The sequence below is a fragment of the Massilia sp. DJPM01 genome (assembly GCF_030348125.1).
In the GTDB taxonomy this organism is placed as follows: Bacteria; Pseudomonadota; Gammaproteobacteria; order Burkholderiales; family Burkholderiaceae_D; genus Telluria_A; species Telluria_A frigida.
Genome location: NZ_JAQOZV010000011.1, coordinates 16,826 through 34,690, shown reverse-complemented (window position 1 = coordinate 34,690; position 17,865 = coordinate 16,826). Strand labels below are relative to the sequence as shown.

Annotated in this window: 11 protein-coding genes; 6 read left to right on the top strand and 5 right to left on the bottom strand. The window is 62.2% G+C overall.

The genetic code is table 11. The features are described 5' to 3' along the window. Nucleotides 1-2 precede the first annotated feature (2 nt). From PO883_RS09760 to map, 5 genes are all read right to left on the bottom strand, one after another. Nucleotides 3-7,397 (bottom strand): SpvB/TcaC N-terminal domain-containing protein, encoded by a 7,395-nt coding sequence (locus PO883_RS09760; protein ID WP_289309584.1) that lies wholly within the window; start codon nucleotides 7,395-7,397, stop codon nucleotides 3-5. 230 nt (nucleotides 7,398-7,627) lie between these two features. Then, on the bottom strand, nucleotides 7,628-8,416 hold the full coding sequence (locus PO883_RS09755) for an RICIN domain-containing protein (protein WP_289309583.1): 789 nt from the start codon (nucleotides 8,414-8,416) through the stop codon (nucleotides 7,628-7,630). 60 nt (nucleotides 8,417-8,476) lie between these two features. Further along, entirely contained in the window at nucleotides 8,477-9,223 is a 747-nt protein-coding gene (locus PO883_RS09750; RefSeq protein WP_054262920.1) for a pseudouridine synthase, read from the bottom strand. A 52-nt stretch (nucleotides 9,224-9,275) separates the two neighbouring features. Then, on the bottom strand, nucleotides 9,276-11,858 hold the full coding sequence (locus PO883_RS09745; protein WP_289309582.1) for a [protein-PII] uridylyltransferase: 2,583 nt from the start codon (nucleotides 11,856-11,858) through the stop codon (nucleotides 9,276-9,278). A gap of 12 nt (nucleotides 11,859-11,870) precedes the next feature. Beyond that, the gene (gene map, locus PO883_RS09740) at nucleotides 11,871-12,698 is read right to left on the bottom strand and encodes a type I methionyl aminopeptidase (protein ID WP_289309581.1); all 828 of its coding nucleotides are present in this window, start codon (nucleotides 12,696-12,698) and stop codon (nucleotides 11,871-11,873) included. 313 nt (nucleotides 12,699-13,011) lie between these two features. Between map and rpsB the strand changes: the two genes are divergently transcribed. The 6 genes from rpsB (at nucleotide 13,012) to PO883_RS09710 (ending at nucleotide 17,847) form a co-directional block, all read left to right on the top strand. Continuing rightward, nucleotides 13,012-13,761, top strand: a complete 750-nt coding sequence (rpsB, locus tag PO883_RS09735) for a 30S ribosomal protein S2 (protein ID WP_289309666.1) — start codon at nucleotides 13,012-13,014, stop codon at nucleotides 13,759-13,761. A gap of 95 nt (nucleotides 13,762-13,856) precedes the next feature. Further along, a complete protein-coding gene (gene tsf, locus PO883_RS09730; protein WP_167086330.1) occupies nucleotides 13,857-14,765 on the top strand; it encodes a translation elongation factor Ts in 909 nt (302 codons plus the stop codon). A gap of 102 nt (nucleotides 14,766-14,867) precedes the next feature. Next, the gene (pyrH, locus tag PO883_RS09725; RefSeq protein ID WP_054262915.1) at nucleotides 14,868-15,584 is read left to right on the top strand and encodes a UMP kinase; all 717 of its coding nucleotides are present in this window, start codon (nucleotides 14,868-14,870) and stop codon (nucleotides 15,582-15,584) included. A gap of 27 nt (nucleotides 15,585-15,611) precedes the next feature. Further along, entirely contained in the window at nucleotides 15,612-16,172 is a 561-nt protein-coding gene (frr, locus tag PO883_RS09720; protein WP_167086331.1) for a ribosome recycling factor, read from the top strand. A gap of 89 nt (nucleotides 16,173-16,261) precedes the next feature. Further along, nucleotides 16,262-17,014: a polyprenyl diphosphate synthase gene (uppS, locus tag PO883_RS09715; RefSeq protein ID WP_289309580.1), complete on the top strand. Its 753-nt coding sequence runs from the start codon at nucleotides 16,262-16,264 to the stop codon at nucleotides 17,012-17,014. After that, entirely contained in the window at nucleotides 17,014-17,847 is an 834-nt protein-coding gene (locus PO883_RS09710; protein ID WP_289309579.1) for a phosphatidate cytidylyltransferase, read from the top strand. The genes uppS and PO883_RS09710 overlap by 1 nt, the downstream gene beginning before the upstream one ends. Nucleotides 17,848-17,865: the final 18 nt, after the last annotated feature.

Genomic DNA, 17,865 nt, shown 5'->3' with positions numbered 1-17,865 from the left:
GATCATGGTTGGAATATGCCGCGCATGCCATCGACCGCGCCCGAGTCGATTCCCGCTTGTGCCGCTTTTCCGCCTATCCATGCCGCCGCGCCGCCCACCGCCAGGCCGACGAAAAAGCCCAACGCGGCGCCGCCCGGACCCGCCGCGCCACCCAGCAGCGTCCCTTTGATTGCAAAGGAAAAGACCACGCCCGCCGCCAGGCCGGCGCCCCAGGCGCCGGCTTGCCTGATCGCTTCATCCTCAAGAGGCCTCTGCGAACCGGTTTGCACCGACTCGGCGTAGGCCGCATCGAATGACAATTTCGTTTGAATCAGGGCCACGACGGTCATGGTGATGCCAGCCATTGACAGCGTCGCGCCCAGATTGGCCTGGCCACGCGGCCCGCGTAGCGATCTGGATACCTTCAAGGAATCATCATGCTTGACCGCATCGGCAAATTGATCCCCCGCCGTGACGTTGGCCTGGTAGCGGGACCTGGTCGTCTCGTTGAGCCTCAGATTGTCGCCCGATAAAACCACTTCCGGTATCACTTCACCGGCCTTGGCGCCTTCGATCGCATGGTAGGCAGTGGAGGGATCCAAGGTGGAGTTGGCGCGGGCGGCGCGGATGTTCGTTACCAGCTGGCCGTAGTCGTTTTTTGCCGCACTGTCGAATGAGCTGATCCCCGCGCCTGTTTCTTTTCCGCGAAAGGACTTCGACGTTCCAGTGCGCTCAGGCGCTTGCGAATGCTTGACTTCGCCCATGACGTTGACAGCGGCCTTGTCTTTTCCCACCACAAGGTGGGTATCGACACCGTTTTCCGTCAGACATTTTCCCTGTGGCGTGATGTCCGTGGTCGGTGCGACCTTTGAATACTTCTTCACCAAAATTTCAGTACCGGCTCGCTCGGCGGTAACGGCAGCTTCCAGATTGACGTCGCCGGCCGCGTAGCCGTTTGCGTCGCTCAGCGTGATCGGTGAGCATCGTGCGAAAACGTAGAGATTCAAGCCATCGATGGGTCCAGCCGGATCGCACGAGATCCAGCGCGCCAGCGCGCCCGACAGGTAACGCACGCCATTCCGGTTCAAGCCGCTTTCCTCGTCTCGCTCCTTGCCCGCATAGCGGTATCGTTTTTTTCCGAAGCTGCCAAAACTCGTTTCGCCGTACGGGAAGAATTCTTCGCGGTTGATCCAGACGCCGCTGCCGCCGACAACGACGGTACTGCTGCCCGCATGGTCGCCAAAGTGATACTGCACCGGATGGCCGCTGGCGCCGTCGCCGTCGAACGCGTCGCCGATACGCTCGATGGCGATGCGGCTTGCACCGTCCATCACATGCACATGATTGTTTTCGCGAATGCCGCCCGGCTTGACCTCCCTGTGCTGCTCGAACGTCTCGCCAAGATAGGTCGTGGTGGTGTAACTGCCGCTTTTCCAGACGAGTTTTTTCACGCGCATGCCGGCGGAATCGTACAGATAGAGTGCGTAGAGACTCGGCCCGGAGGCGCCGGCCTGGATGCGAAACGCTTTCATGCGGTCGGCGTGATCCCAGTCGGCATGGCGTTCGGCATGTTCCTGCGTCATATTGCCATTGGCGTCGAAAGCGTGCGACAGCGCCGCTGCCGCCTCGTTGCCGAAGTGCGTCAAGCGGTTGCCGCCACTGCCCCAATCGGGGGCAATGCCGCCGGCGGCCTGCGCGATCTTGTCGTTCCATTGCGCCGGGTTGAATCCGGCCATGCCGAAATGACGTGACCAGACGCTGGCGCCATCTCGCCGGTGGATCAACTTCAACATATTGCCGGCGGCATCGTACGCATAATCCTCGTCATACAGCGAGGTCATGTCCGGCGCATTGTCCTGGTCGGGCGAGCCATGATTGCCCGAGTTAAAGCCGGCACGCGCGTCATCGCTGGCGGCGCGCGGCACGCTGATGGCGCTGCTTTCGCGGCCGCTGGCCGATGCCAGCCGGTACAGCGGGTCATAGGTGAATTCGCGCACCAGCGCGTCCCCTGCGGCCAGCAGGGTCTGCAATGCGGGATAGAGCAGGGCGCGCGGATTGTTGCGTACGCCGCAACCCGGGGTCCGGTCGGTGGTGCGCACGATATTGCCGCCCAGGTCATATTGGTAAGCCAGGTCTTGCAGCACCGCGCCGCCTGGCTGGTAGGCCAGATCACTGGCCCGGGTATAGCCTTCCGTCCGCATTCTCAACAAACCGAAGGTCGCCGGATCGTAGGCGTAGCGCTTGATCTTTCCATTGCCGTAGGCGATGAAGGTGCGCTGTCCCCTGGCGTTGTAGGCCAGCCGTTGCACGTAAGTTTGCCGCGCACCGGCGTCATTTGCCCCCAGCGGGCCTTCGAGATCGACCCGCTCCAGCGCCCCGGCGCGGTCGTAGCCGGGCCGCAGGCGGTAGCGCTCGCCGTTGGCGGCTTGCGGATAGTCGGACCACTTGATGCGGTTCATCGCGTCGTACGCGTTGCGGGTACGGTACTCGGCGGCGTCCAGCATGCCGGCCGGCGCGCCGTTCCAGTCGACACGGGGAGCGCTCAAGTCCCAGGCCGTCCCGGTCTGTGCGCGCAGGTTGGCAAGCATGAAGTCGTCCGACAGCACGCTACGGCGGGAAGCGAGCACATTGCCTTTGAAATCGTAGTCGGCAATGGTGATGACACCGGCTTCGTCATGGTGCCGGTACAGCCTGCCCAAGAGGTTGTGCTCGGCCGACGCGGCCAGGCTGGGGTCGTCGCCGTAGAGGCATTTTTCGCGCAGTGTGAGCGCATCGGCAGCGCTGTCGCGCGCCCACAGTCCCAGCGGGCGATTGAGTTCATCGTAGCGGCGCAGGCTGCATGCGCCCTTGGCGTCCATGCTTTCGATGGCACTGCCAAGCGCATTGAATACAACCTGGCTGGTCCCGGCATCGATGTTCTCGGTGCGTAAAGCGTGCCTGGCAAGGTCGTAGGCGTATTCAAAGGCGTAACGGCCCAGCGGGTCGATAATGAGCAGCACATCGCCCTGGACGTCGTACGCGGAGACGGTCAGGTGCTCTTCGATGGCGGCCAGCGCCGTGGGGCGGTGCCGCGCCACCGCGCCGACGGTGCGTCCCAGGGCGTCGATCATGATACTGGACGGCGTATTCCAGTGGTGCCGGTAGCGTAGCGCCGCGCTGTCGCCGGCATGGGTGCGGCCCGCATTATCGTTCGGATCGTAGGTGTAGGCTTCCCATGGCGTCGGGATGAAGTTGAACGGGTCGTCCAGGCTGGCCGGCACGCCGAACAGGACACGCCGTTCGGAGCCATCCGGATTGACCGTGCGGATCACCTGGCCGCGCGGGTCGTAATACATCTGCGCATGCACACCGCGCTGCGCATCGGCCTGCGCCTCGTACGCCCATCCCTGCGAGAAAAACGGTTCGTACTTCTCGACCGGTTTTCCCTTGTTGTCATACACCTGCCAGCCGCTGACCAGGACGTTGGGACGGTCGACATCGGCGTTGACAGTGGCGGTCAGCGGAGCGCCGTGCGCTTCATTCTGGTCAGGCGATAAAATGCCGTCGCCGAAGCGTACCGATGCGCCTTGCTTACGGGTCTGGATGACACGGCCGAATCCATCGGAATAGTCGCGCGACTCGATCGTTTCACCGGTGTCGTCGGGGTCGGTGTCGTGATAAACCCGCTGGATGGTCCGCGTATGAATCGGCTGGCCCGAGCGCTGGAAGGCCAGGAAATCGTACGAGCGCCTGCTGCCGGAACTGCTGCCATCGCCTTCGCCATGCTTGCCCTTGACCCAGGTATCGGTAACGAACCCCGCAGGCGAAAATGCCACTTCGCTGACATTTCCATTTGGATCGATCACCTTGCGCGGCCGAAGCACACGCAAGTTGTACTCGGCCGTGACGGACATGCCGCGGGCGTCGCGTAGCTGAAGCGGAAGGAACAGGAAGTCGTCGTAGCGCTCGATCCTGGTTTCGTGGTCGAGCGCATCGCGCATCGCCACCGGCAAGCCGCGCGGATTGGCGGCGCCATCCTGGAAATCGAAGGTGTGTTGTCCGGTGCTGGCATAGTAGCCGGGAACATAGCCGGCGACATGGTTGCGCTTGTCCAGATACCCATGGTCGGCGCCGAAACCGGCTGGCGCACCGGACGGCGACGCCGCCGTGCCGCCGAGATAGGCGGGGCGCCGCGTGGTGCCGCCAACATGGTAGACACGGTCCAGGATCGCATCGGTGACGACCAGGGACTCGGAGCGGGTCAGGGCGCCGTAGCGTCCCGCCAGGCCCAGCGCTTCGCCCTGGTAAGCCGCTCCATCGTAGTAGCTCAGCGCATGCGCGATGATGCGGTAGCCGGCCGGATTGCCTTGCTCGGGCTGCCAGCTTGTCAGGCTGGCCTCGAACTGCCGGTGCAGTGCTTCTGCAAGCTGCATGTGATCGCGTAAAACGGCAAGGACATCGGCGGGCTGCGTCTCCACCACCCGCGCCGCAGGCACGAGCGCGAAACCGGTGCTGCGCGCGATGCGGTTGCAGATGCGGCTCGCCGGGCTCGTGGCTTGCGCCGCATACGCGCTGCACGTATGCGTGGCAAGAACGGCGGCTTGATCCGTCGGACTGTTTTCGCGCTGCGGCAAACGCTTGAGGCTACGGCGCGGCATCGCGAGCGCGCTGTGGATCAAGGGTTGACCGTAATCATCGTATTGGCTGGAGAAACTGAATGTCGTCAAGGGATCGTCACCCCGTTCCCACTGCGTGGTGCGCTGTGCCGTACTGTGCGCGAAAAAGACGCGGGCGCGCGCCGGCGCAGGGCCGCCGGCGGCCGGTTCTTCGCGCAGCCCGTATGCGTGTTCCGTGACGGTGTACGGCCGCTCTTCCAGCGCCGACCCATCCAGGGCGAACAGTTCGCTGCGCAAGATCCTGCCGCGCAGCGCGCGTAACGCGTCGCGCTTGGCGCGGCGATGCGGCAAGGTGCTGGTAAACGCATCGACCGCCGCGCTGTGCTTGAGCAGCTGCGGATCACCCGGCCAGTATTCGCTGGTGAAATCGCGCTCTGGCCAATCGCCGGACTCCGCGCCGGCCGGACCTTGATGAAACCATGTCCTGGTGAGCGTGGGCGCCGAAAAGAAGCGCCGCTCGACGCTGGCGAAAAAGGCCGCGGCGCCATGCAGGCCGGCTGCGTTATATGTTGCGAAGGAAACGGTATCGATCTGCTCCACCATGCCAAAGCCGCGAAACTCGCGCTCGGCGCCATCCCAGTAGCCGTGGTGGTAGCGATATTCCGTGGTGAGTTTTCCCTGGGAGATCTGGTCGAGCACCTCGACGCGCGTTACTACCTGTACCGGAAACGGCAAGGGCGTGCGCCAGGCAGTCGCCCGGTCGGCCTGATCGCGCACATACTCGCGCGTGGAGGAGGCATATTCCACGCTGGTGACAGCGCCGATATGGTTGTTCATGCCGGTCAGGAGATACGGCTTTGCCGCGCCGGTGAAATCGAGGAAGAAATAGCGATCGCGGCTGCCGCCACGCGCATCCTGGGTCCACAGCACCCCGCTCACGCCGGTTCCCAGCAGGTCGACCAGACGCACGCTATCGATGTCGCTGACCTGCGGGGTGCCATGGATCACGACCGGCGCGCTCCAGCCGTTGCCGCACTGGTTAATCCAGAGCGTCAACCGGCCCTGTTCGATATACACGATATCGGCAATCCCGTCGCCATCGACATCGCCGATCAGCAGGCGGCGCGGATCGTAGTCGAGCGGCAGATGCGGTGCATTGCGCATGTGCACGCGTGGACCGAACTCGCCGTAGCCGAGGTTCGGCCAGTAATCGATCCGGGCATTGTGGACCAGTACAACATCCTGCATGCCGTCGCCCGTCATGTCGGCCCACCTCACGCGTGGATCGGAGAAACTGGCGGGGAATCCGTCAGGGCGCCGCTCGACAAAGCGCACGTGATCCGTGCCCGGCTGCCATCCCTGGAGCGGATCGTTGAAGTAGCATTCCAGCCGTGTGGCGGCACGAATGGCATCGGTGACGCCATCGCCATCGAGGTCGACCAGGTGCACTTCCGGATCCTCCAGGTCGAAGCCCGGGGCCTGGCGATAGCGCTGAAAGGATTTTTTGCGGTCCCAGGCCCCCTGGAACGTGGCCGCGTAATAGCCGGACAACTCGGCGTTTGTCACCAGCAGGTCGCTGCGCCCGTCGCCATTGGCATCGATCAGCTGGACGCCACGATCGGAAAGGCGCAGGCCGGCAGGGGCGTCCGGCATGGCGCGCGGCAGGTCGAACTGGCCGCCGCCGAGGTTGCGCCAATAGCGCACGCTGTCGCCCATTTCAAACAGGTCCGGCAGACCGTTTCCGGACAGGTCGACCAGGGCGATATCCGGATTGGCCAGCGACACAGGGGGCAGGTTTTGTCCGGTCACCGCCGCAAATTTTCGCTGCCGCGGTTCGAAACTGCTGTAGGTGAATTCAACAGGCGGCAATTCGCGGGCCGGCCGATTGTCATCGTCGTAACCGATGACGTCGATCAGGCTCATCAGCGACATCGCATTCAGCGGCAGGCGCTCTGGCAGATCGGGCAAGTCGGTACGCTCATCGAGATAGATCAGTTCAAGCGCTCGCACCAGTTGTTCGCGCGCCGGTACGGGACGGGTCTTGACCACGATCCATTTGCAGCGGCGCCGGGTGCGGATCTGGAAGCCTGCGCGGCCCTCCGAGAAGGGATCGGGACGTTCGCGCGCCGCACTTGCCCCGGGAGGAGGGACATCGTTGTCGTATAAAAAATCGACATGCACCAGATAGTGCAGCTGGCCGGCGGAATCCGGATAGTCGACATAACGGATTTGCTTGAGATAAAGCTGGTCCCATTCCAGCGCACCGGCATCTCCCTGGTCGCGCGCATAGGCGTACTCGATGCGGTTGCCGAAAGGGTCGACCGTGCAGCTCAGGTTCCAGGTGAATACTTTACGGCGGTCGGCGGGGTTGGCGATGACTGCCGGATCATTGCCTGCCAATCCGGGCGTGCCGTAAAAGCTGGTCAAGCCATCTTTCGTTTGCACTTTCCAGTAATCGTTGCCGGCATCATGAAAACGATCGATCAGCGCAAACAAGCCTTCGGTTCGGGGCCGGTAGCGCTGGGCGCCGGGCGCTCCTCCATCGACCGGAACCAGGTCTTCGGCGCCGGACAGCATGAACACGTCGGGTTTGATCGAGCTGGCACCGGCATTGTCGCGATAGCGCGGAATGCCGTGGGAGGTTTTGCGGCTGAGCGCAGGGATGCCAGCCGACCAGCCGGCGCCGAACGCGCCGTTTCCATGACCGGTGCTGAACGATAATCCGAGCTGTGGCTGGAAGCCGTTGCGCCCGGGCGGTAGCGGGACCGGAATCGAGAAGTTGCCGGTGCCAGTGTAGAGGTCCGGCGAAAACTTCTCGCTCAAGCCTTTCAGTGCGCCTCCTCCCTGTGGAAGAGAAATTGTGGCAGAACTATCACTGGCCATCTGACCCCCGCCCGTGCTGATGGTTGATGTCGGTTGAGTTACATTACCAAGTCATAAACGAGTGTGGGTGACGGACTGCGCTTTGTCAATGTTAGCTGGTCGTACGTGGCCGGATTCGGACACCCAGCGTTTGCCACCCCTCACTCATACCGCTGAGCTCCGGCCTGCTGCTAGTTGGCCCGCTCAAGGCGCCAGCGTTGCGGCGCCAGTCCATTGGCAGTCCACTGCTGGATCACGGCGCCGTCGAGCAGGCAGCCGTCGCGGGTGTCGAGCATCAGTCCACTGCTGCGGTTGCGCACGCCGACATGCCGGGTGGTGCCCGGCACCAATTGCCACTGCTGGTTGCAGGTGGCCGCGTAAGGATAGGTCTTGAGCGCCACCCCGGGTGCGGTGCTGTGGCCGGCCACGTCCACCACCTTGCCCTTGTAGTTCGAGCTGAGCTTGAACCAGGCGCCGTCGACCGGGTCGAGCGACCACAGCTGATCCGAATTGTTGAGGTTGGTGAATTGCCAGATGGCGGCGCCGTTGGCGGCGGCGGCGCGGTCGATGCTCATTACCTTGCCGCTGGCCTCGTTGCGTACGCGGTACCAGATGGTGGCGCTTCCCTCGCCGGATGGAGGCGTTACGGGCGTGCCGGCGGCCAGCGGCGCACCGATCACCGGAAGGTCGCCATTCCAGCTCAGCTTCTCGATGCGCGTGGTGCGCGCGTCGCCGCAGCCCTGGCCTGTGGCGGGATTGGCGTGGTAGACGATCCAGTCCTCGGTGCCGTCGGGCGACCTGGTAAAGCCATTGTGGCCGGGGCCGAAGGCGCCATTGCCCTTTTGTAGGATCGGCGTTGCCGCCTTGCTCCAGTTGGATGGCATGCTCGGGTCCGCGCCCAGGTTGGCGGTCAGCAGGCCGAGCTTGTAGTCGTCGGTCCAGCAGCCGCTGGCCGAGAAACTCAGGTATACCTTGTTCAAGAGCCGTCTAATCCCAAAGCGGACATCGCGGACGACAAAAAAGTGATTGCAGCCGTGCGCTCAGAACTGTTCGTCAGGGCGCAGATAGCGCCATTGTCCGACCGGAAGGTCGCCCAGCTTGACCTTGCCGATGCGCACGCGCTTGAGGCCGATCACTTTCAAGCCGACCATGTCGCACATGCGGCGGATCTGGCGCTTCTTGCCTTCTCTCAAGGTGAAGCTGAGCTGGTCGTCGTTCTGCCAGCGTACCTTGGCCGCCAGCAGCGGCTTGCCGTCCATCCACAGGCCGAAGCACAGCTTCTTCAGGTCCGATTCCGGCAGCTTGCCTTCCTTGGTGTATTGCACGCGCACCAGGTATTCCTTTTCGATGGCGGTATCCTGCCCGATCAGGGTTTTCGCGACGCGCCCATCCTGAGTCAGGATCAGCAGGCCGACCGAGTCGATATCCAGGCGTCCGGCCGGTACCAGCGAACGCAGCTGGGTCGGGTGGAAGGTTTCCGGCGACGGGTCGTCGGCCCAGCGGTTCTCGGCCTTGATCAGTGCCACGGCCGGCGTGTAGCCATCCTCGGCCTGGCCGCTGACGTAGCCCATCGGTTTGTTGATCAGCACGGTAACGCGCTTGGATTGCTCGGCCGCGGCCTGGCGCTCGACGGTGATTTTCTGGTGCGGAAGCACTTTGCTGCCCAGTTCGGAGATGACCTGGCCATCGACCCGCACCCAGCCGCGTGCGATCCATTCATCGGCTTCGCGGCGCGACGAGAGCCCCAGTTCGGACATGCGTTTGGAGAGGCGTACTAATTCAGTCATGGCTTGCTTTTAAGGTTACTTAAAGGGTTACTGGAAAGGGAAATCTTGACAATCACACGCGCAGCGCGTCGAGCAGGTCGGTTTCGAGCTGGATCTGCTTGCGCGCGTTGTTGAGCACCGCGCCGTCGACCAGGAATACGTCTTCCACCCGCTCGCCCAGGGTCATGATCTTGGCCGTGTGCAGGTTGATGCGGTAGCGCGCGAGCACATTGGCGATGGCATACAGCAGCCCGGTACGGTCGTTGGCGGCAATCGAGAGCAGGTAATACTGGCCGCGCTCGTCGGGCCGCAAATCGACCGTCGGCGTGAGCGGGAAGGTGCGCGACAGGCGCGAGAGGCGCCCGCGCGTGGGCGCCGGCAAGGGCGCCTGCGAAGTCAGCAATTCGCAAATCTCGTGCTCGATCAGGTTGATGATGTCGCGGTAGCTCTTGGCGAAGCTCTGCTCGGTCACCATGAAGGTGTCGAGCGCGTAGCCGTGCCGGGTCGTATGGATCTTGGCGTCGAGAATGCTGAAATTCTTGCGGTCGAAATAGCTGCAAATGCGCGCGAACAGGTCGGGCTGGTCCTTGACGTAGACGGCCACCTGCAAGCCTTCGCCGATCGGCGCCAGGCGGCATTTGACGACCGGCGTGGCGCTGCCCAGCTTATCCCACAGACAGCGGGTCTGCCAGGCGATATCGGAAGCGTCGTGGCGCAAGAAGTAGGCGACGTCGAGCTGCTTCCACAGGTCGACATGGGCGATGTCGGGCAAGCCGTACAGGCGCAGCGTGGCCATCGCTTCTTCCTGGCGGTTTTTCAGTTCGCGGTCGGCCGAATGCGGTTCGCCCCCCAGCACGCGCAGGGTCACGCGGTACAGGTCTTCGAGCAGCTTGGCTTTCCACGCGTTCCACACCTTGGGGCTGGTGCCGCGGATATCGGCCACCGTCAGCAGGTACAGCGCGGTCAGGTGGCGCTCGTCCTTGACCACTTTGGCGAAGCTTTCGATCACGTCCGGGTCCGACAGGTCCTGCTTTTGTGCGACCTGCGACATGGTCAGGTGGTTTTCGACCAAAAAGACCACCAGTTCGGTATCTTCCGAGCCGATGGCGTGCTCTTCGCAGAACTGGGCGGCGTCCACGGTGCCGAGCTTGGAATGGTCGCCGCCACGGCCCTTGGCGATGTCGTGGAACAGGGCGGCCACGTACAGCAGCCAGGACTTGCGGAAGTTGGCGATCAGCTGGCTGCAGAACGGGTATTCGTGCGCGTGCTCGGTCATCGTGAAGCGGCGCATGTTGCGCACCACCATCAGGATATGCTGGTCGACCGTGTACACATGGAACAGGTCGTGCTGCATCTGGCCCACGATGCGGCGGAAGTTGGGTAGGTAGCGTCCCAGGATGCTGGTGTCGTTCATGCGCCGCAGCGCGTGCACCAGGCCCACCGGCGCCTGCAGGATGCGCAGGAAGAGGGCGCGGTTGACCGGATCTTCGCGGAATTTGGTGTCGATCTCGAAGCGCGCGTGCCACAGCGCGCGCATGGTGCGCGCCGTCATGCCCTTGAGGTGAGGGCGCTCGGTCATCAGCACGAACACTTCCAGCACCGTCGACGGTTGCCGGGTGAAGGTGTGGTCGTGCGCGATGTCGATCAGGCCGTTGACATCGTTGAAGCGCTCGTTGATCGCCTCGGCCTCGTTGGCCTCGGGGAATAGCTGCGCTTCGATATTTTGCAGCATGATGGTGTTGAGCTGGGTGACCGTCTTGGCCGCCCAGTAATAGCGCTGCATCAGGTATTCGCTGGCGCGGCGCGCGTTGATGCCTTCGCCGGTGGTTTTCAGGCCGAAGCTTTCCGCGATGGGTGTCTGGACGTCGAACACCAGGCGGTCTTCGCGCCGGTTGGCGTGCAGGTGCAGGCGCACGCGGATATCCTTGAAGGCGCGCTCCTTTTCCATCAGCTGGCGCGCTTCGGTCTGGGTGATCAGGCCGCGCGTGGCCAGCTGGCCCCAGGAATTGGCCAGCCCGGCCGCCTTGGCCACCCACAGGATGACTTGCAGGTCGCGCAAGCCGCCCGGGCTTTCCTTGACGTTCGGCTCCAGCGAGAAAGCCGTGTCTTCGTATTTGGCGTGGCGCAGGCGCATTTCGGCCGCCTTGGCGTGGAAAAACGCGCGCGGGTCGAGCGCACCGAGGTAACGCTCCTGCAATTGCTCGAACAGGTGCGCGTCGCCGCACACCAGGCGCGCCTCTAACAGGCTCGTTTGCACCGTGATGTCGGCCTTCGACTCGCTCATGCACTCGTCGATGGTGCGGATGCTGTGGCCGATTTCCAGGCCCAGGTCCCACAGCATCTGCACCAGCTCTTCCAGCTTGGCCTGGGTGATGGCGTCGGCAGGTTCGCCCAGCAAGATCAGCAGGTCGACATCAGAGTACGGAAACAGTTCGCCGCGCCCGTAGCCGCCCACGCCCACCAGCGCGGTGGAGGCGGGCAGGCCGACCGTTTGCCACGCTTCGGTGAGTACCTCGTCGACGCTGTGGCGCAGGCCGCGCAGCAGCTTTTCGGGCTTGCCGTCGGCGCGGAAGGCGGCGATCAGCAGCGTCCGCTCCGCCTTCAGCCTTTGCTTGAGGAGGTCGCGGGACTGCTTCTTGAGCGCGGCGGCGGGCATGGCGGCTTGGCCTCAGGCCGTGACGGCGGCGCTGGCCTCGGTGATGAAGGCCGGCGGCGGCGGCGAGCCGGCCGAGACGGTCAGCACTTCGTAGCCGGTGTCGGTGACGAGAATGGTGTGTTCCCACTGGGCGGACGGTTTCTTGTCCTTGGTCTTGATGGTCCAGCCATCGCCCATTTCCTTGATTTCGCGGCGGCCGGCGTTGATCATCGGCTCGATGGTGAAGATCATGCCGGCTTCCAGGCGCTCCAGCGTACCTGGACGGCCGTAGTGCAAGACCTGCGGCTCTTCGTGGAAGACCTTGCCGATGCCGTGGCCGCAGAATTCGCGCACCACGCTGTAGCCGTTCTTTTCGGCGTGCTGCTGGATCACGTGGCCGATGTCGCCCAGGTGCGCGCCCGGCTTGACCTGGGCAATGCCGAGCCACATGCATTCGTAGGTGACTTCGGAGAGGCGCTTGCCCAGAATGGTGGGCTTGCCGACCAGGAACATGCGGCTGTTGTCGCCGTGGTAGCCATCCTTGATGACGGTGATGTCGAGGTTGACCATGTCGCCATCCTTGAGCACCTTGTCGCCCGGGATGCCGTGGCAGATCACGTCGTTGACGGAAGTGCAGATGGCTTTCGGATAGGGCGTGTAGCCCGGCGGGCAATAGTTGAGCGGGGCGGGGATGGTGCCCTGCACCTTGACCATGTATTCATGGCACAGACGGTCCAGTTCGCCAGTGGTGACGCCGACCTTGACGAAGGGTGTGATGTAGTCGAGCACTTCGGAGCCGAGGCGGCCGGCGATGCGCATGCCTTCGATGTCGGCGGGGGTTTTGATCGAGATGTTGGACATAGTTGGCAATCGGCAATAAATCGGTAAGAATCAGTAACAGCGGGAGGATGGTGCGAAAACCCGTGCAAATATGGCGACCATTATAAGGGATAGCGCCGCAACCCATCGTTCCCGCGCCGAGTGCCGCCTTGGCGCGCGAACGACGGGGACTTGAAATAATCCCCAAATGCGGTTAGAATCTCGGGTTGCTTGAATTCGCTTTCGGGCAATGTTGTTAAGTAATGCCACAAATCTTGTTAAAATCGCGAATCCGGTCGCAAAGGGTGCCTGTATGGTGACTGACCGGATTCCAGACCCAACCCTGGAGAATTACATGTCCGTAACAATGCGTGAAATGCTGGAAGCCGGTGTCCACTTCGGTCACCAAACCCGTTTTTGGAACCCAAAAATGGCGCCGTTCATTTTCGGCCACCGCAACAAGATTCATATCATCAACTTGGAAAAGACGATGGGTATGTATCAGGAAGCCATGAAAACCATCAAGCAAGTCGCGTCCAACCGCGGCACGATCCTGATGGTCGGCACCAAGCGCCAAGCGCGCGAAATCATCGCCGCTGAAGCTGCACGCGCCGGCGTTCCTTTCGTCGACCAGCGCTGGTTGGGCGGCATGCTGACCAACTTCAAGACCATCAAGACCTCGATCAAGCGCCTGAAAGACATGGAAGCCCAGGTTGAAGACGGTTCGGTTGAGAAGCTGTCGAAAAAAGAAGGCCTGATGTTCCAGCGCGAAATGGTCAAGCTGCAAAAAGCCATCGGCGGTATCAAGGACATGGGCGGCGTTCCTGACGCAATCTTCGTCGTCGACGTCGGCTACCATAAAGGCGCGATCACCGAAGCCGGCAAGCTGGGCATCCCTGTTATCGGCATCGTCGATACCAACCACTCGCCAGAAGGCGTGACCCACGTCATTCCAGGCAACGACGATTCGTCCAAAGCCATCATGCTGTACGCCCGTGGCGTTGCTGATGCGATCCTGGAAGGCCGTGCAAGCGCCTCCAACGAAATCGTTGAACTGGTTAAATCGGCTGGCGACGACTTCGTCGAAGTCTCCGAGCAGGCGTAATTGCTTCAGGCGCCAGGCGCCGCGGAAATCAAAAGGGGTAGCAGCAGCTCCCCCTTTTTTTTAAACAGAATATGTCACAAATTTAGGAGAAACACATGGCAGCGATTACTGCAGCGATGGTAGGCGAACTGCGCGCGAAAACCGACGCGCCAATGATGCAATGCAAAAAAGCACTGACCGAAGCCGATGGCGACATGGCACGTGCTGAAGAAATCCTGCGCGTCAAACTGGGCACCAAAGCAACCAGCAACGCAACCCGCATTACCGCTGAAGGCGTTGTAGCAACCTTCATCGCTGGCAATGTCGGCGCCCTGGTTGAAGTCAACAGCGAAACCGACTTCGTTGCCAAGAACGATGACTTCCTGGCCCTGGCGAACAACGCCGCGCGCCTGGTTGCCGAAAACAACCCGGCCGACGTCGCCGCCCTGCTGGCCCTGCCACTCGATGGCAAGACCCTGGACGAAGTGCGTATCGCCCTGATCGGCAAGATCGGCGAGAACATGACGATCCGCCGCTTCCAGCGTTTCGATACCACCGGCAAGCTGGCATCGTACCTGCACGGCACCCGTATCGGTGTCGTGGTCGAGTTCGAAGGCGCCGACGAGCAAGTTGGTAAAGACGTGGCCATGCACATTGCCGCCATGAAGCCAGTGTCGCTGTCGTCGGACCAGGTGCCTGCCGAACTGATCGAAAAAGAGCGTTCGGTTGCTGCTCTGAAAGCTCAGGAAGATGCGGACGTCGCGGTTGCCGCTGGCAAGCCAGTGCAGTCGCCGGAAATCCTGGCCAAGCGCCTGGAAGGCTCGATCCAGAAGTATCTGAAAGAAGTGTCGCTGCTGAACCAATCGTTCGTCAAGAACGACAAGCAATCGATCGAACAGATGCTGAAAGAAAAAAACACCACCGTGAAAGCATTCACGATGTATGTTGTTGGTGAAGGCATCGAGAAAAAGCAAGACGATTTCGCTGCAGAGGTTGCGGCGCAAATGGCTGCTAACAAGCAGTAAGTGTGAAAGCGGGCCGGAAGGCCCGTTTTTTTAATCTGTGCACATGAAAGTGTGCGCACGGCAAGACCGAATACAAACCGTCATTTTTTGGAGCCCACCCCCATGTCGAAACCAGCCTACAAACGCGTACTCCTGAAATTGTCTGGCGAAGCACTGATGGGCGATGATCCTTACGGCATCAACCGCGCGACGATCGAGCGCATGGTCGCCGATGTCGCGGAAGTAGCGAACCTGGGCGTGGAACTGGCCGTCGTCATTGGCGGCGGCAACATCTTCCGTGGCGTCGCGCCCGGTGCCCAGGGCATGGACCGCGCCACCGCCGATTACATGGGCATGCTGGCCACCGTGATGAATGCGCTGGCCCTGGCTGACGCCATGCGCCACGTCGGCATCGTCGCCCGCGTCATGTCGGCCATCGCCATCGAGCAGGTGGTCGAGCCTTATGTGCGCCCGAAAGCGCTGCAATACCTGGAAGAGGGCAAGGTCGTCGTGTTCGCCGCCGGCACCGGCAATCCTTTCTTCACCACCGATACCGCCGCCGCCTTGCGCGGTTCGGAAATCAGCGCTGAAATCGTGCTCAAGGCCACCAAGGTCGATGGTGTCTACACCGCCGACCCGAAGAAGGACCCGAACGCCACCCGCTACGAGTCGATTACTTTCGACGAAGCCATTTCCAAGCACTTGCAGGTGATGGATGCGACCGCGTTCGCGCTGTGCCGCGACCAGAAACTGCCGATCAAGGTGTTCTCCATCGTCAAGCCGGGCGCGCTCAAGCGCGTGATCATGGGCGAAGACGAAGGTACACTGGTACACGTTTAATATCATTCAGAGCTACAGGAGAGCAGCATGACTATCGCTGACGTCAAGAAAAACGCGCAAGAGCGCATGAACAAGTCGATCGACACCCTCAAGGCCGACCTGGCCAAGGTCCGCACCGGCCGCGCCCACACCGGCATCCTCGATCACATCATGGTCGATTACTACGGTTCGGCCACCGCGCTGACCCAGATCGCCAACGTGACCCTGATCGACGCCCGCACCATCGGCGTGCAGCCGTGGGAAAAGAAGATGCTGACCACGGTCGAAAAAGCCATCCGCGATGCCGACCTCGGTCTCAATCCCTCGTCGCAGGGCGACATGATCCGCGTGCCGACCCCGCCGCTGACCGAAGAACGCCGCAAGGAAATGGTCAAGCTGGTCAAGGGCGAGGCGGAAGATGCCAAGATCGCGATCCGGAATATCCGCCGCGATGCCAACGAGTCGCTCAAAAAGCTGGTCAAGGACAAGGCTTGCTCGGAAGATGATGAGCGCCGCGCATCCGACGAAATCCAGAAACTGACCGACAAGTTCGTCATTGATGTCGATAAAATGGTTGCTGAAAAAGAAAAAGAAGTCCTGACGGTGTAGAGTAAGAGGACGCGAAGGCAGGGTCTGCCCACGCGGAGGCGGACCCAAGCGTCCGCTTCCCATGCATTTGTTCTAGATAGTCTGGATTTATGATCTATAAAAGTTCGACGACAGCAGTACCCGAAGTAGCCCGCGTGCCGCGCCACGTTGCGATCATCATGGACGGCAACGGCCGCTGGGCCACCAAGCGCTTCTTGCCGCGCGTGGCTGGCCACGTCAAGGGCGTCGAAGCCGTGCGCGGCTGCGTGGAAGCATGCATCCAGCGCGGCATCGAATACCTCACCCTGTTCGCCTTTTCTTCCGAAAACTGGCGCCGCCCCGAAGAAGAAGTCTCGCTCCTGATGCGCCTGTTCGTCACCGCGCTCGAACGCGAAGTGGCGAAGATGCACGCGAACAATATCCGCCTGAAAGTCGTGGGCGATTTGTCGCGTTTCGATTCCAAGCTGCAAGACATGATTGCCTCGGCCGAGCGCCGCACCGCCAACAATACGCGCCTGACGGTGACCATCTGCGCCAATTACGGCGGCCGCTGGGACATCATGCAGGCCACCAGCAAGATGGTGGCCGCCAATCCCGGCCTGACCAGTTTCAGCGAAGAGCAGCTGGCCACCCACCTGGCCATGGCGTACGCACCCGAACCCGACCTGTTCATCCGCACCGGCGGGGAAGAGCGCATTTCCAACTTCCTGCTGTGGCAACTGGCCTATTCGGAACTGTATTTCACCGATACCTACTGGCCCGATTTCTCGATCGAGTCCCTGGATGCGGCGATCGCGTCCTATCAAAGCCGCGAGCGCCGCTTCGGGCGCACCGGCGATCAACTGGCTGAAAAGAAAAGCTGATGCTAATTACCCGGATCATCACCGCCGTCGTGTTGCTTGTCGTCTTGCTGGCGGTGCTGTTCGGTGGGTATTACCCCGCCTTCGCCGCAGTGGTGCTGCTATTCCTGACGGCCGCCATCACCGAAAGCTTTCAGCTGTTCAAGTCCTCGCGCAAGCAAGCCTTCCTGGTCGCCCTGTTCTGGAGCGCCGCTTTCGCCTACGCCTTCCTGTACCAGGCCAATAGCGCCGTCAAGTTCTGGTTCGGCTTGTCGACCTTGCTATGGCTGTTCCGTTTCGTGCCCTCGCTCAAGACCGGCCTGCCGCCGGCCGAAGGCGGGCGCAATACCATCCTCGCCACCATGTATGCGGTCTCGATCGTGGCCTGCTTCGCCGCCATTGTGGTGTTCTTCAACCGTTCGGCGGTGTACCTGCTGTCGGTGCTGGCGCTGGTCTGGATCGCCGATATCGGCGCCTATTTCTCCGGCAAGGCCTTCGGCAAGCGCAAGCTGGCGCCATCGATCTCGCCCGGCAAATCGTGGGAAGGCGCCATCGGCGGCGGCATTGCCGTGCTGCTGATCGCCAGCGCCTCCATCCTGTTCGGCGGCCCGGTACTGGCCGACACCTTCGCCGTCGCCCTCCAGGCCAAGCTGGGCTGGGCCGGCGCGCTGGCGGTGCTGGCGGTGATCGTCGCCGCCAGCGTGGTCGGCGACCTGTTCGAGTCGCAGCTCAAGCGCCGCGCCGGCGTCAAGGATAGCAGCAAGCTGCTGCCCGGCCACGGCGGCGTGCTCGACCGGATCGATGCGCTGATCCCGGTGCTGCCGCTCGCGGCCCTGATCCATACCGGGCTGCTCTGAACGAAGTTTGAAAGTACA